This window comes from Martelella mediterranea, from assembly GCF_004342225.1.
Taxonomy (GTDB): domain Bacteria; phylum Pseudomonadota; class Alphaproteobacteria; order Rhizobiales; family Rhizobiaceae; genus Martelella; species Martelella mediterranea_B.
In genome coordinates this window covers 144160-170272 of sequence record NZ_SMAR01000002.1, presented here as the reverse complement: position 1 = coordinate 170272, position 26113 = coordinate 144160, and the positions used below count along the sequence as shown (strand labels likewise).

The 26113-nt window shown below is 55.9% G+C and carries 22 protein-coding genes; 18 read left to right on the top strand and 4 right to left on the bottom strand.

The window, feature by feature from the left end:
* Positions 1 to 59: 59 nt before the first annotated feature.
* Entirely contained in the window at positions 60 to 953 is an 894-nt protein-coding gene (locus EDC90_RS02280; RefSeq protein WP_132308124.1) for an NAD-dependent epimerase/dehydratase family protein, read from the bottom strand.
* A gap of 188 nt (positions 954 to 1141) precedes the next feature.
* Here EDC90_RS02280 and EDC90_RS02275 point away from each other — a divergent pair, with 188 nt between their 5' ends.
* From EDC90_RS02275 to EDC90_RS02235, 9 genes are all read left to right on the top strand, one after another.
* The gene (locus EDC90_RS02275) at positions 1142 to 2095 is read left to right on the top strand and encodes a sugar-binding transcriptional regulator (RefSeq protein WP_132308122.1); all 954 of its coding nucleotides are present in this window, start codon (positions 1142 to 1144) and stop codon (positions 2093 to 2095) included.
* A gap of 218 nt (positions 2096 to 2313) precedes the next feature.
* Positions 2314 to 3627 (top strand): ABC transporter substrate-binding protein, encoded by a 1314-nt coding sequence (locus tag EDC90_RS02270; RefSeq protein ID WP_132308119.1) that lies wholly within the window; start codon positions 2314 to 2316, stop codon positions 3625 to 3627.
* 161 nt (positions 3628 to 3788) lie between these two features.
* Entirely contained in the window at positions 3789 to 4661 is an 873-nt protein-coding gene (locus EDC90_RS02265; RefSeq protein WP_132308117.1) for a carbohydrate ABC transporter permease, read from the top strand.
* A gap of 2 nt (positions 4662 to 4663) precedes the next feature.
* Positions 4664 to 5494: a carbohydrate ABC transporter permease gene (locus tag EDC90_RS02260; RefSeq protein ID WP_132308115.1), complete on the top strand. Its 831-nt coding sequence runs from the start codon at positions 4664 to 4666 to the stop codon at positions 5492 to 5494.
* 11 nt (positions 5495 to 5505) lie between these two features.
* Positions 5506 to 6519 (top strand): ABC transporter ATP-binding protein, encoded by a 1014-nt coding sequence (locus EDC90_RS02255; RefSeq protein ID WP_132308113.1) that lies wholly within the window; start codon positions 5506 to 5508, stop codon positions 6517 to 6519.
* Positions 6516 to 7997 (top strand): mannitol dehydrogenase family protein, encoded by a 1482-nt coding sequence (locus EDC90_RS02250; protein WP_132308110.1) that lies wholly within the window; start codon positions 6516 to 6518, stop codon positions 7995 to 7997. The genes EDC90_RS02255 and EDC90_RS02250 overlap by 4 nt, the downstream gene beginning before the upstream one ends.
* 21 nt (positions 7998 to 8018) lie before the next feature.
* Positions 8019 to 8708 (top strand): HAD family hydrolase, encoded by a 690-nt coding sequence (locus EDC90_RS02245; protein WP_132308107.1) that lies wholly within the window; start codon positions 8019 to 8021, stop codon positions 8706 to 8708.
* Positions 8709 to 8718: 10 nt separating this feature from the next.
* Complete coding sequence (locus EDC90_RS02240; protein ID WP_132308104.1) at positions 8719 to 10293, top strand: FGGY family pentulose kinase; 1575 nt, start codon at positions 8719 to 8721, stop codon at positions 10291 to 10293.
* 44 nt (positions 10294 to 10337) lie between these two features.
* Complete coding sequence (locus EDC90_RS02235; protein ID WP_132308100.1) at positions 10338 to 11450, top strand: adenosylhomocysteinase; 1113 nt, start codon at positions 10338 to 10340, stop codon at positions 11448 to 11450.
* 11 nt (positions 11451 to 11461) lie between these two features.
* On the opposite strand, the gene EDC90_RS02230 is transcribed toward EDC90_RS02235, so the two are convergent.
* Positions 11462 to 12247: a DeoR/GlpR family DNA-binding transcription regulator gene (locus EDC90_RS02230; RefSeq protein WP_132308098.1), complete on the bottom strand. Its 786-nt coding sequence runs from the start codon at positions 12245 to 12247 to the stop codon at positions 11462 to 11464.
* Between the two features lie 239 nt (positions 12248 to 12486).
* Between EDC90_RS02230 and EDC90_RS02225 the strand changes: the two genes are divergently transcribed.
* Entirely contained in the window at positions 12487 to 13302 is an 816-nt protein-coding gene (locus EDC90_RS02225; RefSeq protein ID WP_132308096.1) for a transferrin-binding protein-like solute binding protein, read from the top strand.
* 208 nt (positions 13303 to 13510) lie between these two features.
* On the top strand, positions 13511 to 14731 hold the full coding sequence (locus EDC90_RS02220) for a porin family protein (protein ID WP_165972710.1): 1221 nt from the start codon (positions 13511 to 13513) through the stop codon (positions 14729 to 14731).
* Here EDC90_RS02220 and EDC90_RS02215 read toward each other — a convergent pair whose 3' ends face one another.
* Both EDC90_RS02215 and EDC90_RS02210 read right to left on the bottom strand, forming a co-directional pair.
* On the bottom strand, positions 14732 to 15715 hold the full coding sequence (locus tag EDC90_RS02215; protein ID WP_245510894.1) for a Gfo/Idh/MocA family protein: 984 nt from the start codon (positions 15713 to 15715) through the stop codon (positions 14732 to 14734).
* A 71-nt stretch (positions 15716 to 15786) separates the two neighbouring features.
* On the bottom strand, positions 15787 to 16788 hold the full coding sequence (locus tag EDC90_RS02210) for a LysR family transcriptional regulator (RefSeq protein ID WP_132308092.1): 1002 nt from the start codon (positions 16786 to 16788) through the stop codon (positions 15787 to 15789).
* Between the two features lie 342 nt (positions 16789 to 17130).
* On the opposite strand from EDC90_RS02210, the gene ytfQ reads away from it, so the two are divergent.
* The 7 genes from ytfQ to araD all read left to right on the top strand — a co-directional run bounded on the left by ytfQ (position 17131) and on the right by araD (position 25766).
* Positions 17131 to 18078 (top strand): galactofuranose ABC transporter, galactofuranose-binding protein YtfQ, encoded by a 948-nt coding sequence (gene ytfQ, locus EDC90_RS02205; protein ID WP_132308090.1) that lies wholly within the window; start codon positions 17131 to 17133, stop codon positions 18076 to 18078.
* 95 nt (positions 18079 to 18173) lie between these two features.
* The gene (locus tag EDC90_RS02200) at positions 18174 to 19694 is read left to right on the top strand and encodes a sugar ABC transporter ATP-binding protein (protein ID WP_132308088.1); all 1521 of its coding nucleotides are present in this window, start codon (positions 18174 to 18176) and stop codon (positions 19692 to 19694) included.
* Complete coding sequence (locus tag EDC90_RS02195; protein ID WP_132308086.1) at positions 19694 to 20722, top strand: ABC transporter permease; 1029 nt, start codon at positions 19694 to 19696, stop codon at positions 20720 to 20722. The genes EDC90_RS02200 and EDC90_RS02195 overlap by 1 nt, the downstream gene beginning before the upstream one ends.
* On the top strand, positions 20719 to 21690 hold the full coding sequence (gene yjfF, locus EDC90_RS02190) for a galactofuranose ABC transporter, permease protein YjfF (protein WP_132308084.1): 972 nt from the start codon (positions 20719 to 20721) through the stop codon (positions 21688 to 21690). The genes EDC90_RS02195 and yjfF overlap by 4 nt, the downstream gene beginning before the upstream one ends.
* A gap of 88 nt (positions 21691 to 21778) precedes the next feature.
* Entirely contained in the window at positions 21779 to 23437 is a 1659-nt protein-coding gene (locus tag EDC90_RS02185) for a ribulokinase (RefSeq protein ID WP_132308082.1), read from the top strand.
* Between the two features lie 106 nt (positions 23438 to 23543).
* The gene (gene araA, locus EDC90_RS02180; protein WP_132308080.1) at positions 23544 to 25052 is read left to right on the top strand and encodes an L-arabinose isomerase; all 1509 of its coding nucleotides are present in this window, start codon (positions 23544 to 23546) and stop codon (positions 25050 to 25052) included.
* 15 nt (positions 25053 to 25067) lie between these two features.
* The gene (araD, locus tag EDC90_RS02175; protein WP_348633646.1) at positions 25068 to 25766 is read left to right on the top strand and encodes an L-ribulose-5-phosphate 4-epimerase AraD; all 699 of its coding nucleotides are present in this window, start codon (positions 25068 to 25070) and stop codon (positions 25764 to 25766) included.
* The last annotated feature ends 347 nt before the right edge of the window (positions 25767 to 26113 follow it).

The following is a 26113-nucleotide window of genomic DNA, read 5'->3' as shown; positions in this document are numbered from 1 at the left end:
TCTGATCCCCGCATCCTTGCGCGGCATAAGGGGCCTGAACAGTCTTTGTTTGAAACCGTTTACACCTTCACATATTTGCGCCAGTCATGCTGTTCCCTGAAGCCCAGGACCTCGCGGATTTTACGGTTCGAGATCGGGGCCTCATGTGCGCCCATTTCGCGCGTGACCGGTGTATCCGGCGCGTATTTCGCCAGAAAGGCTTCGGTTGGTTCAAGTGCGGTGATCGTATCGTTTGCGGCATTGAAAACCTCAAAGCCGAGGCCATCCTTCTGAATGCACAGATCCACAATCTGGCCGAGATCGCGCGCATCGATATAGCTCCAGGCATTGCGTTTGCGCGATGGCGGATCGGCCAGAAAACCGGGGAAATTGGCATAATCTTCCGGCGAAATCACATTGGCGATCCGAAGTGCATAAATGTCGGCATTAAAACGCATCGCGAAGGCACGGGCGGTTTTCTCATTGCAGACCTTTGACAGGCCATAACTGTCCATCGGGTCAACGTCATAGTCTTCCTCGAGCGGGAAGGTATGGAAATCCTTGTCACCCTCGGCAAAGCAAACACCGTAGGTGGTCTCGCTGGACGCGATGATGACCTTGCGCACGCCAAGCTTCATGGCGGCTTCGATGACGTTATAGGTTGAAACGACATTGGTCTGATAGGTGACGTTGTCGGGCGTAATCATGATTCGTGGAATTGCGGCGAAATGCACGACGGCATCCGGCGCTGTCGGTAATCCGCCGCCTTCGTAGCGATCCAGCCCGAAATGCATCGAAAGAGCATTGAAGACCTGTCCCTGATCCGTCAGATCGGTCACCAGCGTATTGACGTCGGGCTGATCGAGCGGTTTGAGATCGAGATTTAAGATGTCATAGCCCTTTTCGGCCAGATATGGAATGACGTCGCGGCCAGCCTTGCCGCTGCCGCCGGTGAACACGATACGTCCGGTCATGGTTTCCTCTTGATCATCTGAGTTGCGCGGCAGTGCGGTCGCGCTGCCTCCTACGGGATCGGAGCGATGTTGCAGCGTTCTCGATTTTCAGTCAAACCGTAACGACGCAAAGACAGGCAGATGACAGAAGCAGCGCTTGCGGGTTATCGTCACAGATCAGTTTCGGCAAAGAGGGCAGACTTAAGATTATGGCACGCAAACCGGCAAGCGGATCCCGTCTGGACGATGCAGCTCGCGCTGGCTGGCTTTACTATGTGGCAGGCCGTACGCAGGATGAGATTGCTGCATCCATGGGCATTTCACGCCAGAGCGCCCAGCGCCTCGTCTCACTTGCAATGTCCGAGCGATTGGTCAAGGTGCGCCTTGATCACCCGATTGCCGAATGTATGGCGCTTTGCGAACGCCTTACACAGAAGTACGATCTGAAACAGGTGGAGGTTTTGCCGTCGGATCCGCAATCCGATTCCGCGACGGTGGGTATTGCCGGTCAGGGCGCGCAGGAAATCGAGCGCTGGCTGAAGCGCGAGGAACCGCTGGTGCTGGCGATCGGAACCGGGCGGACCCTGCGTGCTGCCGTCGAACAATTGTCGCCGATAGAATGCCCCCGCCACCGCATTGTCTCACTCACAGGCAACATCAATCCCGATGGATCCGCGGCTTATTACAACGTGATCTTCCTGATGGCGGACGCGATCAAGGCGCCGCATTTTCCGATGCCGCTGCCGGTTCTGGTGTCCTCTGGTGAAGAGCGCGCATTGCTGCATGCCCAGCCTCTTGTCCAGCCTGCCCGCGAACTTGGCCGAAAAGCGGATATTGCCTTTGTCGGCATCGGCGAAATCGGGGAAACTGCACCGCTGTTGCTCGATGGCTTTCTCACGGCCAGTGAGATGGAGGAGCTGACCGCCGCCGGAGCCGCTGGCGAGATCTGTGGCTGGATTTTTGATGATAATGGCGCGTTGCTGGATCATCCGGCCAATGCCCGTGTTGCCAGCATCCCGCTGCCATCCCGAGAAAATGCGACTGTCTTTGCGCTTGCCTGCGGAAACCGCAAGCACCGTGCCATCCGCGCGGCTCTTAAAGGTGGTCACATCAACGCGCTGATCACCGATGAGAATGCTGCGCGCTTCCTTCTGAAAGACTGAAGTCAGGTTCTCTCCTTGAGGCCGTTTTTGCCCAAAGCCGGCCCTTCTTCTCCATAGCGTTCTGCGCGACAAAATTTTCCGTCGTCAATTCGACTGATAAAACAGACGCTTCGGGTATATGCTCAAAAAATGAGCATTCGCCCACTTGACAGATGATAGGTTTATATTGAGTAATTGCCCACATATTGATCTTATGCTCATTTCTGAGGGAGGAAAGAATGAGAGTTCATACAATGCTTCTCGGTGCGTGCTCGGTGCTTGCTTTTACTGGCATAGCCTCGGCCGAAACGCTGACAATTGCGACCGTCAACAATGGTGACATGATCCGCATGCAGCAGCTGACAGATGATTTCAAAAAACAAAATCCCGATATCGATCTGGAATGGGTGACGCTGGAAGAAAATGTGCTGCGCCAGCGCGTGACCACGGATATCGCCACAAATGGCGGCCAGTATGACGTTCTGACCATCGGCAATTATGAGGTTCCGATCTGGGCAAAACAGAACTGGCTGATGCCGCTTGATGATATGCCGGAAGGCTATGACAAAGCGGACCTTCTTCCCGCCATTGCCGGCGGACTTTCCACCGACGGCACGCTCTACGCTGCGCCGTTTTACGGCGAAAGCGCGATGGTGATGTATCGCAAGGATCTTGCTGAAAAGGCCGGCGTGACAATCTCTGATCAGTCGACATGGGATGAGATCAAGAAAGCCGCCGCAGCCATGACCGATAAGGATGCCGGTATTTACGGTATCTGCCTTCGCGGCAAGGCCGGATGGGGTGAAAACATGGCCTTTCTCGGTGCCATGTCAAACTCTTACGGGGCACGCTGGTTTGATATGAACTGGGAGCCGCAGTTTGACAGTCCGGAGTGGAAAGCCACGCTGACCGATTATCTTGATCTGATGGAAAATTACGGCCCGCCCGGCGCTTCTTCCAACGGCTTCAATGAAAATCTGGCGCTTTTCCAGCAGGGCAAATGCGGCATGTGGATTGACGCTACGGTCGCTGCCTCCTTTGTGACCGACCCGGACGAATCCACGGTCGCCGACAAGGTTGGCTTTGCGCTGTTCCCTGAAAAGGGTGACATCGGCAATCGCGGCAACTGGCTGTGGTCCTGGAACCTGGCCATTCCGGCTTCCACCACGAAGGGCGATGCAGCAAAGGCATTTGTCGCCTGGGCAACCTCGAAACATTACACCGATCTGGTCGCAGAGAAAGAAGGCTGGCGCGCTGCACCGCCCGGCACCCGGAAGTCGCTTTATGATAACCCGGATTACCAGAAGGCAGCACCCTTTGCCGAGATGACGCTGGAATCGATCAATGCGGTCAATACCAAAAAGCCTTCGGTTCAGGAGATCCCCTATACCGGCGCGCAGTTTGTATCCATTCCCGAGTTTCAGGGAATTGGCACAGCAGTTGGCCAGCAGTTTTCCGCAGCAGTTGCCGGCAGTTCCTCGGCTGAACAGGCGCTTTCCAATGCCCAGCAGCTGACAAAGCGCGAAATGATGAAAGCCGGCTACATCAAGTAAGCAAGCCGTTTTCCTCCTGTGGCCGGACTTTTAAACGTCCGGCCCACTCCCCCCGGAGCCTTTTCATCCCGTTTCCGGTCTGGTGCTCATTCAAAAAGCGCTGGCCGGATGGGGTTTCACTATCCGGCCTTGCTGAGGAAACGCCTGCGGAGATTATCACCATGGCGACGACCCATACCCGCAATGCGGCCCGGCTGATGATGGCGCCTTCCGTCATCATGCTCCTTCTGTGGATGCTGGTGCCGCTTTCGATGACGCTCTATTTCTCGTTCCTGCGCTACAATCTGCTGATGCCGGGCACGGAAAGTTTTGCCGGTTTCATGAACTATCGGTTCTTTTTAACCGATCCGGCGTTTTTTCAGGCCATCGGCAACACCCTGATCCTCGTTGGCGGTGTGCTGTTCGCCACAGTTGTTGGCGGCATAGGACTTGCGCTTTTGCTGGATCAGCCAATGTTCGGCCAGGGCATTGTGCGCATCCTTGTGATTGCGCCCTTCTTCGTCATGCCGACTGTCTCGGCTCTGGTGTGGAAAAACATGCTGATGAACCCGGTCAACGGGCTTTTTGCATGGGTTGCGAACACGCTCGGCTTTCAGCCAATCGATTTTCTGTCTTCGTTTCCGCTGTCTTCCATTAGTGTGATTATTGCGTGGGAGTGGCTACCCTTTGCCACGCTTATTTTGCTGACCTCACTGCAATCGCTTTCCGAAGAGCAGCGCGAGGCCGCAGAAATGGACGGGGCCAATGCCTTTGCCCGTCTGATTTACATCATTCTGCCGCATATGGCGCGGGCAATCACGGTCGTTATCCTGATCGAGACAATCTTCCTGCTTTCTGTCTTTGCGGAAATTCTCGTGACCACCAATGGCGGCCCCGGCACGCAAAGCACCAATCTGACCTACCTCGTCTATATGCAGGCGCTCCTGCAGTTTGATGTCGGTGGCGCATCTGCGGGCGGCATTGTCGCAGTCATCCTCGCCAATATTGTCGCCATCTTCCTGATCCGGATGATCGGCAAGAACCTGGAGGACTGATCATGGCACGTCAGGTTTCAACACAGAAAAAGGTCGCTTACACAGCGCTTGCCTGGATCATCGGCCTCATCATTTTTTTTCCGATCCTCTGGACGGTTCTGACCAGTTTCAAAACCGAAGGTGAGGCGATTGCCACGCCGCCAAGCTTCCTGTTTTTCCACTGGACACTGGAAAACTATGTCGAAGTGCAGGCGCGTTCGGACTATTTCCATCATTTCTGGAATTCGGTGGCGATTTCTTTCGGCTCGACGCTCTTCGGGCTGATTGTCTCGGTTCCGGCGGCCTGGGCCATGGCATTTTCGCCGACAAAACGCACCAAGGACGTTCTTCTCTGGATGCTGTCGACGAAAATGCTGCCCGCCGTTGGCGTACTGGTCCCGATCTATATCATCTTCCGCGATTTCGGCCTTCTGGATACCCGCATCGGTCTGATTGTCGTGATGATGCTGATCAACCTGCCGATCATGGTGTGGATGCTCTACACCTACTTCAAGGAAATCCCCGGCGAGATCCTTGAGGCCGCGCGCATGGATGGTGCAACGCTGGGTAAGGAGCTGATTTATGTTCTGACCCCCATGGCCATTCCCGGCATCGCTTCGACGCTTCTTTTAAACGTCATCCTGTCATGGAACGAGGCCTTCTGGACCCTTAACCTGACAGCTTCCAAAGCCGCACCGCTGACGGCCTTCATCGCTTCATATTCGAGCCCGGAAGGGCTGTTCTACGCCAAGCTTTCCGCAGCCTCCACCATGGCCATCGCCCCAATCGTTATTCTGGGCTGGTTCAGCCAGAAGCAGCTGGTGCGCGGCCTCACCTTCGGCGCGGTTAAATAAGGACAAGACCAATGGGCAGCATCAGACTTGAAAAGGTGACCAAAGCCTTCGGCGATCATGTGGTCATTCCCTCTATCGACCTTGAAATCAACAATGGTGAGTTCGTCGTCTTCGTCGGACCGTCCGGTTGTGGCAAATCCACGCTTTTACGGCTCATCGCCGGACTGGAGGATGTATCGGGCGGTCGTATCCTGATCGATGGCGATGACGCGACAGAAAAACCTCCGGCCAAGCGTGGCCTTGCCATGGTGTTTCAGTCCTATGCGCTTTACCCGCATATGAGTGTGCGGGCCAATATCGGTTTTCCGCTGAAAATGGCGGGCGCGGACAAGGCCGAAGTCAACAAAAAGGTGGAAGATGCGGCCAGTATCCTCAACCTGACAGACTATCTGGAACGCAAGCCGCGTGCGCTCTCCGGCGGACAGCGCCAGCGCGTCGCCATTGGGCGCGCCATTGTCCGGTCACCGGAATGCTTCCTGTTCGACGAACCGCTTTCCAATCTGGATGCGGCACTCAGGGTCAACATGCGGCTGGAAATCTCGGAGCTGCATCAGCAGCTAGGCGCCACCTCGATTTATGTGACCCACGATCAGGTGGAAGCCATGACCATGGCAGACAAGATCGTGGTGCTCAGGGCGGGCAATATCGAGCAGGTGGGATCTCCTCTGGAGCTATACCGCAGCCCGGCCAATCTCTTCGTTGCCGGCTTTATTGGCTCGCCCAAGATGAACTTTATCGAGGGCAAAATCGCCGCCGGGCACAATGCCCACACGATTGGTATCCGCCCCGAACACCTTTCACTTTCAACCGAAAGCGGTGAATGGGAGGGCAAGGTCGCCGTCGCTGAGCATCTGGGCTCTGACACGTTTTTGCATGTCGATGTACCGGGTCTTGGACACATGACCACCCGCACCGATGGCGAAGTGCCGGTGCGCTATGGCGACAAGGTTTTCATCACCCCCGATACCGAGCGGCTTTACCGCTTCGATGATCAGGGGCTCGCAATTCAGGCCGAAACATCATGACCGAGAAACTTACACTCAACACGCTGGCGAACCATGCGCCAAAAGCCGGAATCCCGACCTATCAGCGCAGCGACCTGAAGCCCGGTATCGTCCATTTCGGCGTCGGTAATTTCCACCGTGCGCATCAGGCGGTCTATTTGCATGATTTGTTCAATCAGGGGCGTGACCATGACTGGGCCATCATCGGCGCAGGTGTGATGGCAACTGATGCGAAAATGCGCGAGGTGCTGGCAGAACAGGATTTTCTGACAACGGTGGTGGAGCAGGAAGCTGAACATTCTGGCGCGACCATTACCGGCGCGATGGTCGATATGATCGCTCCGCCGGATTTCGACACCATGATCGAGCGGCTGGCCGATCCTATGACCCGGATTGTGTCTCTGACCGTTACAGAAGGCGGCTATTTCATCGATCCGGCGACCGGGAGGTTTGATGCCAGCCATCCGGCCATTGTCGCGGATGGTGAAAATCCGGCACGGCCGAAAACGGCGTTCGGCCTCATCATTGCAGGGCTTAAAAAGCGGCGGGCGGCGGGTGTTCCGCCTTTCACCGTCATGTGCTGTGATAATATTCCGCATAACGGTTTGGTAACAAAGGCAACGGTTTGCGGACTTGCCGCGCTGTCTGATGCGGATTTTTCGCAGTGGATCAACGATAACGTCGCCTTCCCCAACGGCATGGTGGATCGTATCACGCCTGCGACCGGCGAGCGTGAACGCAGGATTGTACGGGAAGATTATGGCGTAGAAGATAACGGGCCGGTCTTCTGCGAGGGCTTCCGGCAGTGGGTGCTGGAAGACCATTTTCCGCTTGGCCGACCGGCTCTGGAGGATGTGGGGGTCACCTTTGTTGATGACGTCAGCCCCTATGAGGTGATGAAGCTTCGAATTCTGAACGGCGGCCATGCGGCGATTGCCTATCCGGGCGAACTGCTCGACATTCACTATGTGCACGAGGCGATGGAAAACCCGCTGATTGCCGGTTTCCTGGAGAAGCTTGAGAAAGAGGAAATCATTTCCATAGTACCCCCAGTGCCAGATACCGTACTTGAGGACTACTATGATCTGATTGCCCGGCGCTTCGCAAATCCCAAAATCGGCGACACGATCGCGCGGCTGGCGCTCGATGGCTCCAACCGTCAGCCAAAATTCGTTCTGCCTTCAACACGCGCCCGGCTGGACAATGGCGACGATGTTGTCGGACTGGCGCTTGTTTCTGCGCTTTGGTGCCGTTATTTTCAGGGCAAGTCCGACAGTGGTCGCGACATTGCGTTTAACGATGAGAACGCCGACCGGCTGCATAAGGCGGCACTGGCTTCAAGAGAAGACCCGCTTACCTTTCTGCAGGAGCGGGATATTTTTGGCGATCTGGCTGACAATCCGGTGTTTGCCGGGCGTTTCAAAAATGCACTGGAAAGCCTGCAGAATCTCGGGGCGATGAAGACCCTGAAACGCTATATAGACGGAGACTTGCAATAAACAGAATAAAGGTGCCCCGTTATGTCTTCAAAACCGCTCGTGATTTTCGATTGTGACGGGGTTCTGGTCGACAGTGAGCCGATATCGCTTGGAACATTGCGCGAGGTTCTGGCCGAAGATGGTCTGCTGCTGAGTGAAGACGATACACGAAGGCGGTTCCTGGGCCGGTCGATTGCCAAAATGGTAAAAGTGATTGAGCAGGAATATGGCCTGAGCATTGGTGATGATCTTGAGGAGCGTATGCGTGCCAGGCTGTATGCGCGGTTTCGGGCAGAGCTTAAACCCACACAGGGAGTTGTGTCTGCCTGGGACGCGCTGAAAGCTGCGGGTTTCAGCTGGTGCGTTGCATCATCGTCCAAGCCGGAAAGGATCCGGCTTTCGCTGGAAGTCACCGGTCTTCTGCCGCGCTTCTGCCCGCCGCTATATTCGGCAACCATGGTGAAGAACGGCAAGCCTGCGCCGGACCTCTTTCTTTATGCGGCCGAAAACATGGGGCGTAACCCTGAAGACTGCATTGTCATTGAAGATAGCCCTGCCGGAATTGAAGCCGCGAAAGCTGCTGGCATGAAGGCTTTCGCCTATCTTGGTGGCAGCCACGCTCTTGCTGCAGACCATCGGCAGGAAATTGCCAGGCTTGAACCTGACCTCATGTTTGACGCGATGGACGAACTCGTCCAACGTATCAGAGAAGCTGGTGAGGAGCAGGGGTAGGATTGAAGCCATGCGCGATCATGTGGTTGCGGTCGATGTCGGCACGGCAAGTGTTCGCGCCGGTGTGTTCGACCGGCAGGGGCTGCTCGTTGCCCGCTGCACAGAGGCGCTGCGGCTGAAGCGTCCTGCCCCGCACGAAGGCGTTTATGCCTCTGCAGATATCTGGCAGGCGGCAGCGCTAGCTGTTCGCGCCGCGCTTAAAACTGCCGCAATTGCACCGGATGCGGTTGCAGGTCTTGCTTTCGGGGCAACCTGTTCGCTCGTTTTACTGGATCGAAACGGCCAGCCCCTGCCGCTTTTTGCTGATGACAGCGCTTCGTTTGATACGATCGGGTGGTTTGATCATCGCGCACGCGCCGAAGCTGAAGAGATCACCGCAACCGGGCATCCCGCCGTTTTGCATTCCGGAGGCACGGTTTCTCCGGAAATGCAGATCCCGAAGCTCTTATGGCTGAAGCGCAACCGTCCTGATTTCTGGGCAAGGTGCGGTTATTGTTTTGACCTTGCTGACTTTCTGACCTTCCGGGCCACCGGAAGCGCTGTCCGCTCGTTATCAACGCTGACATCCAAGTGGTTCTTCAATATTGCTGAGGCGCAGGGCTTTCCGGCCGACCTTTTGTCGGCCATCAGCCTTGAGGATCTCGAAGAGAAAACCGGCATTAACCGAAAACCGGTTCATCCCGGCCAGGCGATCGGAAATCTGACAGCGGACGCAGCCGGCATCTTTGGACTTGATGAAGGTGTTGTGGTGGCTGCCGGTATGATTGATGCCTATGCAGGCGCTCTTGGTGCCATGCCCTCGCCTTTGCAAAAGCTGGAAGGTGACCTTGCGCTGATTGGCGGAACATCAAGCTGCATCGTCGGTTATGCCGAAGAACCGCAATTTGCCAGAAGCCTCTGGGGGCCATACCGGTCAGCACTCTACCCGGATTGCTGGCTGTTCGAAGCCGGTCAATCTGCAACGGGCGGCCTGCTGAATCATCTTCTTGAGTTTCACAGCGCCGGCGGCACAGCCACAGAAGCGCTTCATGCCGATGTGATTGAGCGGATCGTGGCACTGATTGCCGAAAACGGTCCGGGCTTTGCTGATGGTATTGATATTTTGCCGGACTTTCATGGCAACCGCTCGCCATTTGCCGACCCTGACCTGACGGGGATGATCTCGGGCCTGACACTGGATCGCTCGTTTGACGGGCTTTGCCGTTTATACTGGCGGGCCCTGGTGGCAATTGCCCTTTCTCTTCGGCAGATACTGGATATGCTGGATGAAAACGGCATCCCATCAAAACGGCTGTTTCTGGCTGGCGGCCATACCCGCAACCCGCTGCTGACGCGCCTTTATGCCGATGTCACCGGACGACAGCTGATTGCCGCCGCCTCTGAAGATGCGGTATTGCTTGGTTCGGCCATCAATGCAGCCACAGCTTCGGGTGCATTTGCGACACTCTCATCTGCAGCCGTGGCGATGCAGGGGCAGACAGAGCCCGTTTTGCCTGACAGAACGGTCTCAGGGGATTTTGACCGGCAATATGAGCGACTGAAACTGTTGCAGGAAACGCGGGAGCGATTGAAAACCATAGTGTGAAGGCCTAATCGTGAAGCCGGAAAACGATCAGGAGCCATGAAAGCATGAGCGAAATCACCCGAGCCTGGGCAGCACGGCATATGCCGCGCGTTGCCCGTGCTGTTAACGCCCTGCCCGATATGTCCGGCATCCGGCTGGCAATGAGCATGCATCTCGACATGAAAATGTTGCCGCTGGTCGAAGGTCTGGCCCGCCGCGGCGCAGACCTGTTCATCACCACCTGTAATCCTGCAACGGTCCGCAACGATGTTGTGGCGGCAATGCGCGCATGTGGCGCGCAGGTGGCGGCTGAAAAAGATATGCCAGAGGCCGACTGGCAGAGAGCCATTGCTGCCGGGTTGGACTGGAGCCCCACGCATCTTTGCGAAATGGGTTCGGATTATACCCACTACCTCCTGAAAAACGATCTTCCCATGCCGGATATCAAAGCTGGTCTGGAGGCGACTGGCTCCGGTATTAACCGCTTACAGGGTAATTTGCCGCCATGGCCGATTTTCAACTGGGATGACCTTCCGGTGAAGGAGGGGCTTCATAACCGTCACATGGTCGGTCTGACGACATGGAATGCCTTCTTCTCACGCACGCTTTTAAGTCTTCATGAGAAAAACGTTCTGGTTGTGGGCTATGGCTCCGTCGGTCAGGGGCTTGCCGCCAGTGCAAAGGCCTTTGGCGGCACGGTCATGGTGGCAGAAATCGACCCGGCTCGCCGTTTGCAGGCACGCTATGATGGCTGGCAGACCGGCACAGTGGCGGCGCTTGCGCCGGAAGCTGACGTAATTGTCACCGGCACGGGCGGCCACCATGTTGTGCCCTTCTCTGTAATCACCGCGCTGAAAGATGGCTGTATCCTGCTGAATTCCGGTCACCGGATCGATGAGATCGAGCTGGGGCCCCTCAGTAACCTGCCATCGGAACAATCCCTGCCTGCCATAACGACCTATCAGCTTCCCTCGGGCGCAGAAATCCATCTGTTCGTTGGCGGTGCCATGGCCAATCTGACCGGTGGCGAGGGCGATAGTCTGAATGCCTTCGATATGACGCTTGCTGTAATGGCCGAGGGCATCGGCCACATCGTCGGTGAAGGTGAAAAAGCACAGGCGGGTGTCTATCTTTTGCCCAGATCCGTCTGGGAGCGGGCGTGCCCCGAGGCGGATTAACAAAAATCAGATTAATAGCGGGCAAGAGGTGCTTTTGCTTCCGGGTAAAGCACCTCAACACCTTCCGACTCAATCAATGTCGCAAGCTCACCTTCCGGTGGCCCGTCAAGAACCAGAAGGTCGACATCGCCAAGGCGTCCGCGCTGGGCTGGCGCTGGCCGGCAGAACTTGGTCCTGTCGGCAACGAGGATCGATTTCCGGCAACTGGTGCGGATCGCTTCGCGGGCCATGGCTTCAGACTGGTCAAAGTCGACGAGGACCCCATCCGGCTCAATCCCGGCGACGCCATAGATACCGAAATCAGCGCGATAACCGGAAAACATCTCCTCCACATCATGCCCGAGAAAATCCCGGTCGGGCAGTCGCACCATGCCACCTGGAAGAAAGATCCTGTTGGATGCATTGCCGCTTAACGCCATGGCAACATTGAGGTTGTTCGTTACCACCGTCAGATCGTCATGATCGGAAAGTGCTGCTGCCACCAGCTCGGGCGTGGTGCCGATCGAAAACATCAGCGAGGCGCGGTTGGGAATCAGGCTTGCCACCAGTGTTCCGATTTTTCGCTTTGCCTCGGGGCGGGCAAGGCGGCGCGTATCATAGGGAAGGTTGATCCCGGCACTGATGCGTTCGACGCCGCCATGACTGCGCCGCAACTGATTGGCGCGGCACAACGCATTCACATCGCGGCGAATGGTCTGCGGTGTTACGCCGAAGTGTTCTGCAAGGCTTTCAATGGTCATTGAGCCATGCTCGCCGACCATGGCAATGATTTTCGTTTGTCGTGGAGATATGTTCATTTGAGCTGCAAAAACCCGTTGATCGGCGGAGCCGCGAAAATCATGCCGCAGCATGACAGCGTTTTGAACAGGATATGACGTATCTGTGAAATATTCAGTTCTGCGAGAAAACAGGTGCGTGCCATGGCTTTCTTCTGTTCAAGTGACGTTCATCGAGACATTGATAAACCTTGGCACTATTGACAATGTAACTTTTGGTTGAGAAAATTTACGGGTTGTTAGGGAACGGGACGGAGCTCATGAGAAAAGTTCTATTGACGTCGTTGGGGGCGACATCGCTCGCGTTTCTGGCAGGGTGCGGCGGCGGTGGCGGCAGCAACGGCGTCGCCTCGAACGCAGTCGGTTACTATGCTGACACCAATTTCTATTCGGACCGTTTTGACGGCTCGGGCCGTTCCAAAGCAAACATCAGCCTCAATGACGATGACAGTGTGACTGTCCGAGTTGACGAGGGGCCTTACAGCGGTGATGAGGCAACCTTCTACTACGATTACGGAAGCGATCAGTATGTTGCCGATCTCGATGACGGTGCAAGAGCCTATATGGTTCTGGACAGCTTTGACGATCCGTCGATCAACGGCGATGAACCGGTTGTGGCATTGATCGAGGTTGATGGCGGCGGTACGAATTCGACTTTTTCGACCTATCGCGCAACCGAGGGCATGACCACCAATATGCCGCGCGCCGGCACAGCCCGCTATGAAGGTGGTCACTTTGGCATCGCCGCTATCCCTGGCGATGATGTCTATGATATTGAAGGCAGTTTCGCCGCGAATGTGGACTTTGGAAATGCATCCATGAACGGTGCCATGGCAACCAGCGTGGGTGATGTTACCTTTGATGGCTCCATCGATGGGCCAAATTTCAGCTCCAACAACGGCTCAATCGCTCTGAATGGAGACCGAAGCCTGATCGACCAGGGCGCATCCGGTGTTGATGGCGGGTTTTATGGCGACAATGCGAAAGGCATGGCCGGGACATATCTGATCAATGGCGACAATGGACTGGACGGCGCCGGTATGCTTGGTAATTTCGTCGGTGAGAGAACGCGCTGATAGTGCGCACGTTTGTCCCGTTTGTTCGAGGCCATCGCCAATCTGCGGGCGCACATGAAAACCGGTCTGTAAATTACTGACCGGTTCTTGGTCTTTTCTTCGCGTATTTGAGTGTTTCATGCGTCCAGCTGCCGGAAAATTTTCATTTTTGAAGTGCTTGTATGTTGCAGCGTTCTGCTTCGGATTTGCTGCGGGGGCCCCGGCTAAAGTGGCGGCGAACCCGTTTCCGCAGATCAAGGTTCTGATTGAATCCGGGCAGTATCAAGAGGCGATGGCGCTTTCCGCGCAGCTGTCCGGCGACCCGGCGTTATCGGCGCTGTCGCAACAGTTTACCCGTGCGCTGATCCTCAAGCACGAAGGCCGCCTTAAAGAGGCCGCCGTTCTCATGCGCGATATCCTCATTGAAGAGCCGAATTTTTCCCGCGTGCGGCAGGAACTGGCGCATACGTTGTCCCTGATGGGCGAGAAGAAGGCGGCGCTCTATCATTTTCAGATGCTGGCGGATACCGCGCCAAGTGAATCCCTGCGTTCGTTTTACGAGGATTTTATTGACCGCGTGAATATCGACCGGCCCTGGACGCTCGGTGGCTATATCGCAATTGCGCCGAGCACCAACATCTCGAATGCGACGGATCAGGATATGATTCAGGTTGGCGGCATTCCGCTGCGACCCGGCACGAAGGCGGAAAGTGGCGTCGGGCTGAATTACGGCCTCAACGGTACATACTCGTTTCAGTTGCAGGACGATCTGTCTCTGACATTTGGCGGCTCTGTGACTGGCCTTGCCTATGAGGCAGCAACCTATAACCAAACGCAGTTTGGCGGCTTTTCACAGCTCTCCTGGCGAATGGATCCGTGGATCTTCAGTGGTGGCCTCACAGGCGAATACGTGCTGATGGGCAATGAACCATATCGCACCGGCTTTGGTCCGGTGTTTTCTGTCCGCCGTTCCTTCGGTGCCTTCGGCGTGACATCTGCCAATGTTGCATTTCAATGGCTCGACTATACGAATATGGACGCTTATGACGGCTACAGCACCGGTTTCAGCATAAATCATCGTTACGCGCTGGATTCGGCAAGCAGTATCCGTGTTGGCGGTGGTTTTAGTTATGTTCATGCGAAGAAGGATCATAACTCCTACGCTGGATATAATCTGAATGCCAAATATGCGCGTGAATGGTCTGGCGGCATTCTGACTGACATCGAGATTGGCGGAACCCTGCGCGATTATGCCGGCGATTTTCCGCTGATGACAAAACCGCGTCTCGACCGGCGCATCGATGTCGCTGTTGGTGCGACATTCAGAAATTTCGCATTCAAGGGGTTCGCTCCGCGCCTGGAATATGCCTACGGCCAGAATTTTTCGAATGTCGATCTTTACGACTACAACAAAAGTACGTTTGCGGCATTTCTGACCAAGCAGTTCTGATCAGTCTTCAAACGCTTCGACGGTTTTGCGTTCTCCGATCATGAAAGCATCGGCCACATGGGCGAGTGGTGTGGTGTCAATGTCGCTTTCCCCTGCGGCGATCAGATGTGAAAAACGGTTATAAATTGCCGCATATTCACGCTGCGGCTCATCGATAAGGCATTGTCCGTTGATGACAAGCCGCTCCCCGCCTTTGTCCAGGATCAGCATGCCTTCAGCCGTTTCCGCAATCAGAGCCTTGTGGTCGGCTCCGGAATGCGACCAGTTGAAGTCGGCGCGTAAACCGGTGCCGTCTGTGCAGGTGAAATCCAGGCCTGCCGCAATAGGCGCAAAACGGTTTTCAGGGATATCAAGCCGGGCGGATTTCAGCGCGAAGGATTGCGGCAAAACTGCCTCTGCCAGTGCCAGCCCGTTCATACCGGTATCAAAAACACCCATTCCGCCGGGCTGCCATATCCATTGCTGATCGGGGTGCCAGATGCGCACATCTTCACACCAGGACAGGTGAAACCGCTGAACTGTCCTTCCGGAAAGCCAGATACGCGCCTTTTCAACGCCCGGTGCATGGCGTGAATGCCAGCTGGTGTAAAGGCTGACGTTGTTGGCTTCAGCCAGTCTTCCGAGCTGCGCGACCTCGCCGAGTGTGGCGCCCGGCGGCTTTTCCAGAAGCACATGCTTGCCCGCTGAAAGCGCTGCAGCAGCGGCATCGAAGCGCACCTGTGGCGGCAGACAGATCGAAACCGCATCGAAATCCGGCCCTGAATGCAACAATGTTTCAACGTCCTGAAAGCATGGCAGCCCGGCCGGGCCTTTGCCACGGCTGACAGCAGCCACAAGCGAAAAGGTGCCACTTTCCGCAATTGCCGGCGCATGTTCGTCGTGCGCGATTTTTCCAAACCCGATGATCGCAATTTTCATCGCGGATATGAGACCCTCGAAGGAAGCCTGGTCAGCAGTGGTTTTCTCAGGCGGTAAGACGTTCATGGTTATACTGCGTTTCAGAGCATGAAAAGTGTGTTGTTGGGCGGCCGGTGGCTTGTCAACGCTTCCGATGGTCAGGACGTTTCGGATGAGTCCCGTTCTTCGCCTTGCCGTTCAAGCTCCTCTTCGATCAGAGCCAGAACCCGCTTCACCGGTGGCGTCTGAACCACGGAGGCGCGCTGGATAATCGAGTAAGGACTGACATCAATGTGCTCACGAACCGGCAGTTTGCAGATATTGGCACCCAGCGACCCGCCTTTGTAGAGAAAATCGGCGACAGGCTTGGCCATCGGGGTCACAGCATCGGTCTCACTGATGATCGATAACGCTAGCAAGGGCGACGCGGTCACGAAGACATGCTCGGGCAGGGTGAACCGGTTTGCGAGCAGATGAGACTCGATTGATCGTCGCATGGGCGAGCCAACGGGTTGCAGAATCCAGTCATAGTCGAGGCAGTCGCCGATCGAAATGGTGTGGTGCTGGCCCAGTGGATGGTCCAGCCGCGCGACCATGGTGATTGGCTCAACACCGATCGGGCGCATGGTTACAGACTTCGCGTCCATTTCTTCCGGTAAGCGGCCAATATAGAAATCCAGATTGTACGAGAATAAAGCCTCTGCCAGCTTGTCAGAGGTATCAACCAGAACGGAAATTTCGATTCCCGGATAGCCAGCCCTGAGCTGCCTGATCACCGGCATGACAAGATCAAGCGAGGGACCGGTTACCGCGCCGACGCGCACAAGACCGCGTGCGCCCTCAACGATTTGCGCCAGTTCATCATGCGCGCCATCCAGTTGATTGAGCACGATCAGCGCCTGCCGTGCAAGAGCCTGCCCCGCCTCGGTGAGAACCACACCGCGCCCGTGGCGTTCATAGAGTTTGGCACCAACTGTGTATTCAAGCTCGGACAGCAGCCGAGATGCTGCTGACTGGGTCATGCCAAGCTGCGCTGCGGCAGATGAAATCTGCCCTTTCCGGTCAAGAAGCGAGATCAGTCTGAGCTGCGAAAACCGCAGGCCACGCCTGATGAATTCATCCTGTCCGACGCGCTCATTGCCCTTGTTCAGATCATTCATACCAATTCTGCTATATCAGAAAAACGATTATTCATTTGTCCAGTTGCGTTACAATTGCAACACTTTCGCTGTCAGAAGGACATGCTTTGGGTCAGTGTGGCCCGTTCCATGCGGTACCGCAAGAGCACAAAGCCTGTCAGACCTGCACAGGAGGAAATGCTGCAGGTTATCTCCGGGGGGAGACTTCGGACAATTCGAGGTCAGTGCGTTCCACCGTCTTATGTTTGCGGCGGAAGGCTGGCCATTGGGGAGACCGGCGCCTTTTGAAAAGGGTTGCCGGAAGACGATAGCGGCTTGCCGTTTGCCGGTGCCGCTTACGTTTGAAACAGGAGGAAATGTTTCATGAAAGTTCTACTCGCCGCAACAGTTGCAAGCCTGGCATTTGCCGCGGCCGCTTCGGCTCAGACCGTCGGCTTTTCGCAGATCGGTTCTGAATCGGGTTGGCGCGCAGCCGAAACCACGCTGACCAAACAGCAGGCTGAAGAACGCGGCATCGATCTGAAATTCTCTGACGCTCAGCAGAAGCAGGAAAACCAGATTGCTGCAATCCGCGCCTTTGTGGCGCAGGGCGTTGATGCCATTCTGCTGGCCCCCGTTGTTGCCACCGGCTGGGACAGTGCCCTGGAAGAAGCCAAGGAATCGGACATTCCTGTCATCCTGCTCGACCGCCAGATCGATGCTTCGGACGACCTTTATATGACCGCCGTCGGTGCGGACAGCGTACATGAAGGCGAAGTCGCTGGCGGATGGCTGGTTGACACGGTTGACGGCAAGGACTGCAACGTTGTCGAGCTTCAGGGTACGACGGGATCGTCCGTCGCGATTGAGCGCAAGGAAGGCTTTGAAAAGGCAATCGCCGATCATCCAAACGTCAAGATCATCCGCAGTCAGACTGGCGATTTTACCCGTTCTGGCGGCAAGGAAGTCATGGAAAGCTTCATTCAGGCTGAAAATGGCGGCGAAAACATTTGCGCCCTCTTCGCGCACAATGATGACATGGCGGTCGGCGCAATCCAGGCCATCAAGGAAGCTGGTCTGCAGCCCGGTAAGGACATTCTGACGGTATCAATTGATGGCGTTCCGGATTACTTCAAGGCGATGGCCAATGGTGAAGCCAATGCCACCGTGGAACTGACGCCGAACATGGCTGGTCCCGCCTTTGATGCACTGGAAGCCTATTGGGCTGATGGCACAATGCCACAGAAATTCATCCAGACGGATTCAAAAATCTATACTCAGGCTGATGATCCGGAAGGTGAATACGAACGTCGCAAGGGTCTTGGCTACTGATCCATCCTCCCGGACGCGGTCGGGGTGTTTTCACCCCGGCCGCATCACAAGACGGCGCTTAACCGCGCCGAAGGATTGCGCCAGGGTGCTAAAAAATGCTTCTCACCATTCAAAATCTTACAAAGACCTTCGTTGGTATGAAGGCGCTCGACCGCGTTGATTTCGAACTGGCAGCCGGTGAAGTACACGCGCTGCTCGGCGAAAACGGTGCGGGCAAGTCGACGCTGATCAAGTGTCTGACCGGCGCCTATACCCGTGACGAAGGCACGATAACACTGGAAGGCAAGCAGATTTCTCCGCGCTCGACATCGGAAGCGCAGGAACTGGGAATCGGTACGGTCTACCAGGAAGTGAACCTTCTGCCCAACCTGACGGTTGCCCAGAATCTGACCTTTGGCCGGGAAAAACGTCGTTTCGGCGTTATCGATGCACGCGCTCAAAAGCGCGACGCCGAGGCGATGCTGGAAGGTTACGGCCTCGATATCGATGTTTCCCGCGATCTAGGCTCCTATTCGGTTGCCATTCAGCAGATCATTGCCATTGCCCGGGCCGTGGCTCTTTCCGGCAAGGTTCTCATTCTTGATGAGCCGACCGCCAGTCTGGATACGCGTGAGGTGAAAATGCTGTTCGATGTCGTGCGCCAGCTGCGCGACAAGGGACTGGGCATTATTTTCGTTTCGCACTTTCTCGATCAGGTGTTTGAAATCACCGACCGGCTGACGGTATTGCGCAATGGCTGCAAGATCACAACCGAAGTGACCGCCGATCTGGACCGTGTGAAGCTGATCGAGCACATGCTTGGTCGTTCACTCGATGAAGAAGAAGAGGGAGGAACACGCCGTGCAACAGAAGGCCGTGTCAGCGCGGAACCGCTTCTGACCTTCGAAGGCGTTGGCCGCAAAAGCTATGTTGAACCTTTCGATCTTGAGGTTCACAAGGGCGAGGTCGTGGGCCTTGCCGGTCTTCTTGGTTCCGGTCGTACGGAAACAGCGGAGCTGATTTTCGGCGTGCATACAGCCCAGACGGGCACGATTTCCGATTCAAGCGGACCATTGAAGATCGGCAGTCCGCGTGATGCCATCGCCTGCGGGTTTGGCTTTGCGCCGGAGGATCGGAAGACGGACGGCATCATTGCCGATCTGTCGATCCGCGAGAATATCGCGCTTGCCCTTCAGGCGCGGCGTGGATGGGCGCGTCCTATTCCACGGTCCGAGCAGGATCGTCTTGCCGCCGATTATATCAAGAAACTCGATATCAGAACCTCAAGCCCGGAAAAGGCTGTGGGCGAGCTTTCCGGCGGCAATCAGCAGAAAGTTGTGCTGGCGCGCTGGCTGGTGATGAACCCGCGCTTCCTGATCCTCGATGAGCCGACCCGCGGTATTGATGTCGGCGCACATGCCGAAATTCTGCATCTTGTGCGCGATATCACGGCTGAAGGCATGTCGATCCTGGTCATTTCTTCCGAACTGGATGAGTTGATTGCTGTTTCTGACCGCGTGATCGTTGTGCGCGATCGTCGCCATGTGGCCGAGCTGACGGGTTCGGAAATTGCATCGGAGAATATCGTCAAGGCGATTGCCAGCTCCGAGAAGAAAAACAAAGAGGAGGCGGCCTGATGCCCGGAGGACTGAAACGGGTTATCCCGCAGCTGATCACGCTGGCTGTTCTGGTGGCGCTGGTCAGTATCTTTTTCCCGAGCTTTATGCAGATCGATTATTCCAATGGCCGCTTTGTTGGCCCGGTTATCGATGTGCTGAAGCGTGGAGCACCGGTGGCGCTGCTTGCCATCGGCATGACGCTTGTCGTTGCGACCAAGGGTATCGACCTTTCTGTCGGTACCGTGATTGCCATTACCGGTGCCGTTGCCGCGGCAACCATTGTCGCCGGATATGGCATGTTTGCGGCGATTTTCATGGCCCTTGCTGCCGGTCTGGCCGCCGGGCTTTTCAACGGTATTCTCGTTGCCTTTATCGGCATTCAGCCAATTGTGGCAACGTTGATCCTGATGATATCGGGGCGCGGCATCGCGCAACTGATCACGGAGGGTCGCATTCTGACCTTCAACCTGCCCGGCTTTGCTTTTCTTGGTTCGGGCGATGTGCTCGGTATCCCGGTCCCAACCTGGATCTGGATCATCACAGCAGCGCTGGTCATTCTCATCATGCGGCGCACAGCACTGGGCATGCTGGTGGAATCCATCGGCATTAATCGCCGGGCGAGTGCACTTGCCGGTATTAATGCACGTGTGCTGATGATCGCCGTCTACATGGCGTCGGGCCTTTGCGCTGCGCTGGCCGGTATCATCATCACCGCGGATATTCGCGGTGCGGATGCCAATAATGCCGGTTTGTGGCTGGAGCTTGATGCCGTTCTGGCAACAGTGATCGGCGGCAACTCGCTGATGGGCGGGCGGTTCTCGATCTCGGCTTCGGTGATTGGCGCGCTGATCATCCAGACCATCGATACCGGAATTTTGCTGGCGGGCTTCCCGTCGGAATACAACCTCGTCATCAAGGCAACACTTGTTGTTATCATCCTCGTCCTGCAATCACCCAATGTCACCGGAGACCTGAAATTCCTGAAGCAGAATCTGTTCGGTGGCGGAAAATCGGGTGAGGCTAAGCTGCGGGAGGCAAGCAAATGAAAAATCCGCGTCTCTATCCGCTTTACGCAACCATCGCGATCTTCATTCTGGCCTATGCGGTCTGTTACGTTCAGTTTCCGTTTATGCTGTCAACGCGTGTTGCCGGTAACCTCCTGACAGATAATGCCTATCTCGGCATTGTCGCAGTGGGGATGACGGTGGTGATCCTGTCTGGCGGGATTGATCTTTCGGTTGGTTCCGTCGTTGCTTTTGCCGGCGTTTTCATAGCCGTGATGCTGCGCGATACCGGTCTGCATCCGATGGTGGTCTTTGCCATGCTTCTGGTGCTGACGACCGCTTTCGGCGCAGCCATGGGATGGCTGATTTATACGCTCGGCATGCCCGCCTTCATTGTCACACTGGCCGGCATGTTTCTGGCGCGTGGGCTTGCTTATATGCTGACGATTGATTCAGTGCCGATCGACAACGCGTTTTTTGAAACCCTGCAGCGCGCTTACTGGCTGATGCCGGGAAAAGGACGGCTTACGCTGATTGGTGTCATCATGCTTGTGGCCTTTGTTATCGGTCATTTCGTGGCCCACAAGACCCGTTTCGGTGCAAGCGTTTTCGCCATTGGCGGTGGCGAGCAGACTGCAAAGCTTATGGGTGCAAAGGTTGGCCGCACGACGGTTATGATTTATGCCTTCTCCGGTTTTATGGCAGGTCTTTCGGGAATCGTGTTCGCGATTTACACGGGCTCGGGATATCCGCTGGCCACGGTCGGAACGGAGCTCACAGCAATTGCAACGGTTGTCATCGGCGGCACGCTTTTAACAGGCGGTGCAGGCTATGTTTTCGGCACGCTGTTCGGTGTCCTGACGATGGGTCTCATCCAGACATATATCGTTTTCGACGGTACGCTTTCCAGTTGGTGGACAAAAATGGCAATCGGCATTCTGCTGCTGTTGTTCATTCTGCTCCAGAAAGGCCTGTTGAAGCTGACCACTGCGCGAACGGCTGCGGCCTGACTAAATCCTTAGAATTCTGCACCGCATTCCAGAACTGCGGTGCAGCGTTCGAGACAAGAACAAGACTTAATCCAAGGTGAGGCACTCCATGTTTTCCATCGGCATTGACTACGGCACCAATTCGGTCCGCGCTCTCGTTGTCGGCTGCGATGACGGCTTTGAATACGGCACGCATGTCTTTAACTATCCCAGCGGCGATCAGGGCGTTCTGCTTGATCCGGCGGATCCGCTTCTGGCCCGCCAGAGTGCTGCAGATTACCTTGAAGGGCTGGAGGTCAGCATTCGCGGCGCTCTCGCCGAGGCTGCCAAACACGAGAAATTCGATGCCGCCAGGGTCATTGGTATCGGAGTGGATTCCACTGGTTCCAGCCCATTGCCGGTCGATGCCGAGAATGGCGCCCTTTCCATGGTACCGGAATTCAAGGACAATCTGAATGCCTATTGCTGGCTCTGGAAGGATCACACCAGCTGGCGCGAGGCTGAAAAGATCACGAAACTCGGAAAGGCCGAGCGGCCCGAATACCTCGCCATGGTCGGTGACACCTATTCGTCTGAATGGTGGTGGTCTAAGATCTGGCATTGCCTGAATGTTGCCCCTGAAGTGTTTGATGCGGCGGCCTCGTGGGTTGAGCTTGCCGACTGGATTCCCTCCGTTCTGGCCGGAGTCAAAAACCCGGCAGATGTGAAGCGCGGCGTGTGTGCTGCTGGACACAAGGGCCTTTATAATCCCAGATGGGGTGGACTTCCGGATAAGGAATTTCTCGGCAAGCTCGACCCCAAGATCGCGGATCTGAGGGACCGTCTTTATGATACGGCGCAGGATATCTCTGTCCCGGCTGGCGCGCTTTCAGCCGAATGGGCGGAAAAGCTGGGCCTGCCGGCAGGTATCAAGATCGCAACCGGTGCCTTTGATAACCATCTGGGTTCGATTGGTTGCGGCATTGAAGAAGGCATGCTGATCAAGGTAATCGGCACCTCGACCTGTGACTGTGCCATCGTTGATCTGTCGAAATCCGACACAATCCCCGGTGTTTGCGGAATTGTTGAGGGTTCCATTCTGCCGGGCTTTTTCGGAATTGAAGCTGGCCAGTCTGCGGTTGGCGATATCTTCAAGTGGTGGGTTGAGCGCGTTTGCGAAGGCGATGCCGCCCTTCACAGCAAGCTGACCGCGGAAGCTTCGGCGCTTAAACCCGGTCAAAGCGGCCTTCTGGCGCTGGACTGGAACAATGGCAACCGGACGATCCTTGTGGATCAGCGCCTCACCGGCCTGATCATGGGACAGACGCTTTATACCACGCGTTCCGAAATTTACCGGGCGCTGGTGGAAGCGACCGCTTTTGGCGCAAGGGCGATTGTTGAGCGCATGACGGATTATGGCGTTCCGATCAACAAGGTCGTTTGTGCCGGGGGGATTGCCGAAAAGAACCCGATGCTGATGCAGATCTATGCCGATGTGATGAACCGTACCATGCTCGTCACCCGCTCGGCGCAAACCTGTGCATTGGGGGCCGCCATAGCTGCTGCGTCTGTTGGTGGCGCACATGAAACGATTGGCGAAACCACCAAGGCGATGACGGGACTGAAGGATATTCGCTACGAGCCCAATCCGGAAAATGTGAAGGTCTATGAGGAACTCTATGGCCTTTACCTGACGCTTCACGACGGCTTTGGCGGCATCACGCGGGATGCCGACATGTCGCGCGTGATGAAAGAACTGATTGATATCCGCGAAGCTGTGCTGCGTTAAGACGAGCAAGCTTTGCACAAACGGAAGCGGCGACCGTGATGACGCGAAGATCCGGTCGTTCGCATCCGGAAAGACCTGAATAAAGTTGCCTGGAAGGATTTGAACAATGATTGGCCTGAAGCCTCTTAAAATCTGGTTTGTCTGCGGTTCGCAGCATCTTTACGGTCCCGAAGCGCTGGCGGAAGTCGATGCGCAGTTTCGCGCCATTTCCGATGCGCTTTCGAAAGAAGGCGGTTTTCCGCTCGAAATCGTGCCGCAGCCTGTCGTCAAAAGCCCGTCGGAAGCGACTGAGCTTTGCGTGCGTGCGAATTCCGATCCTGAATGCGGTGGTCTGATCCTGTGGATGCACACATTCTCGCCGTCGAAAATGTGGATCCGCGGTCTGTCGCAGCTGGTCAAGCCGTTCATGCATCTGCACACCCAGTATGCCCGCGACCTGCCGTGGGATACCATCGACATGGATTACATGAACCTCAACCAGTCTGCTCATGGCGACCGTGAGGCCGGGTTTATCCATACGCGTCTGCGCCTTGGTCGCAAGGTCGTTGCCGGGCACTGGACCGACAAGGACGTTCACGCACGCATCGATGCGTGGATGCGTGCAGCCCGCGCCTGGGACGACTGGCAGGGTGGCCGTTTCTGCCGCTTCGGCGACAATATGCGTGAAGTTGCCGTCACCGAAGGCGACAAGGTGGCCGCTGAAATGAAGCTTGGCTTCTCTGTGAATGGCTACGGAATTATGGATCTCGTTGATGTGATGAACGAGATTTCCGACAGCGATGTGGCCGCTCTCGCTGCTGAATATGAAAATCTGTACAATGTTCAGGATATCCTGAAAAAGGGTGGTGATCGCCACGCCTCGCTGCTCGAAGCGGCACGTCAGGAGCTGGGATTGAAGAAATTCCTCGAAGCTGGCGAATTCAAGGGCTTCACCGATACATTCGAAGACCTTCACAGCATGGAGACGCTGCCGGGCATGTCCGCACAACGGATGATGGCTGCAGGTTATGGCTTTGCCGGTGAGGGTGACTGGAAGACCGTCGCGCTGGTGCGTGCACTGAAGGTGATGGGGCACGGGCTTTCCGGTGCAACATCCTTCATGGAAGACTATACCTATCACATGGCACCCGGCCAGGAGCAGGTTCTCGGCTCTCATATGCTGGAAGTCTGCCCATCGATTGCCCGCGACAAGCCGTCGGTGGAAATTCACCCGCTGGGAATTGGCGGCAAGGCGGATCCGGTTCGGCTGGTCTTCAATTCCAAGCTTGGCCCGGCGCTGAATGCCTCGCTGATGGATATGGGCAACCGTTTCCGTCTTCTGGTCAATGAAGTGACATCGGTGGAACATCCCGATCTGCCGAACCTGCCGGTTGCGCGGGCGGTCTGGGAATGCAAACCGGACTTCAAGACCGCACTTTCAGCCTGGATTCTGGCTGGCGGCGCTCACCACACGGCCTATTCCAATGATGTAACCACCGAAATGCTGGAAGATTTCGCCACCATGGCCGGTATCGAGCTGGCTGTGATCGACGATGATACGCGCCTTGATCGCTTCAAGCAGGATCTGCGCAACAATGAAATCTACTGGCACCTCGGACTGGGTATCAAGGCTTAAAGGGAGCATTTCGCGATGATGTACAAGGACATCAGAGAACAGGTCTACGAGGCCAATCTGGCCTTGCCGCGTCAGGGCCTGATCAATCTGACGTTCGGCAATGCCAGTGCTGCTGACCGTGATAAGGGTGTCTTCGCCATCAAGCCAAGTGGTGTGGATTATGACGATCTGACACCTGAAAGCATGGTGATCGTCGATTTCGAGGGCAAAATCGTGGAGGGCAATCTTCGGCCCTCCTCCGATACGCCGACGCATCGCTGCCTGCTTCTGGCGTTTGAAGAGATCGGCGGTGTTGTGCACACACACTCGACCCGTGCCACAGCCTTTGCACAGGCCGGAAAGCCGATCCCGAATTTCGGGACAACCCACGCCGATTATTTCTACGGTGAAATCCCGGTGACTCGGAAAATGACGCCGGAAGAAATTTCAGGTGGGTATGAATGGGAAACCGGCAATGTGATCCTGGAACGGTTCAGTGGACTGAATCCGCTTGATTTTCCCGGCGTTCTGGTTAATCGGCATGCTCCGTTTACCTGGGGTAAAACGGTTGCCAAAGCGGTTGAAGTGGCTGTTGCCGTAGAGTGCATTGCGCATATGGCATGGATGTCGATGCAGCTTAATCCGGGACTTCAGGCGATTGAGCGGGAACTGCTGGACAAGCACTTTCTTCGAAAGCACGGGGCTACAGCCTATTACGGCCAGCCTGAAGAGTGACACAGTGGAACCCGGCGTATAGAGCGCCGTGCATCCATTCGGACGCACCAAGAACGCTCTAACCTATTGAATCTACGCATCGGCCCGAAAATCGATTCCGATTTTCGGGCCGATGCGTAGCCGGTTTTCTTTTTTGTCTGTGCCCAAATGTCTGCGTCCAGGGATCTGTGTCAGAAAAAAGCAGAGCAATCTGGCATGAGAAAAGGGCCCGGACCATGCGTTTGTCGCATGACAGTCGGGCAACAGAAATTCGATGAGATGAATCCAGATAAAAAACAACGCCCACCGGGGGAGGAGGATCCGGTGGGCGTCATTGGGTAGGGTTGACGATTGGGAGGAGGAGTATC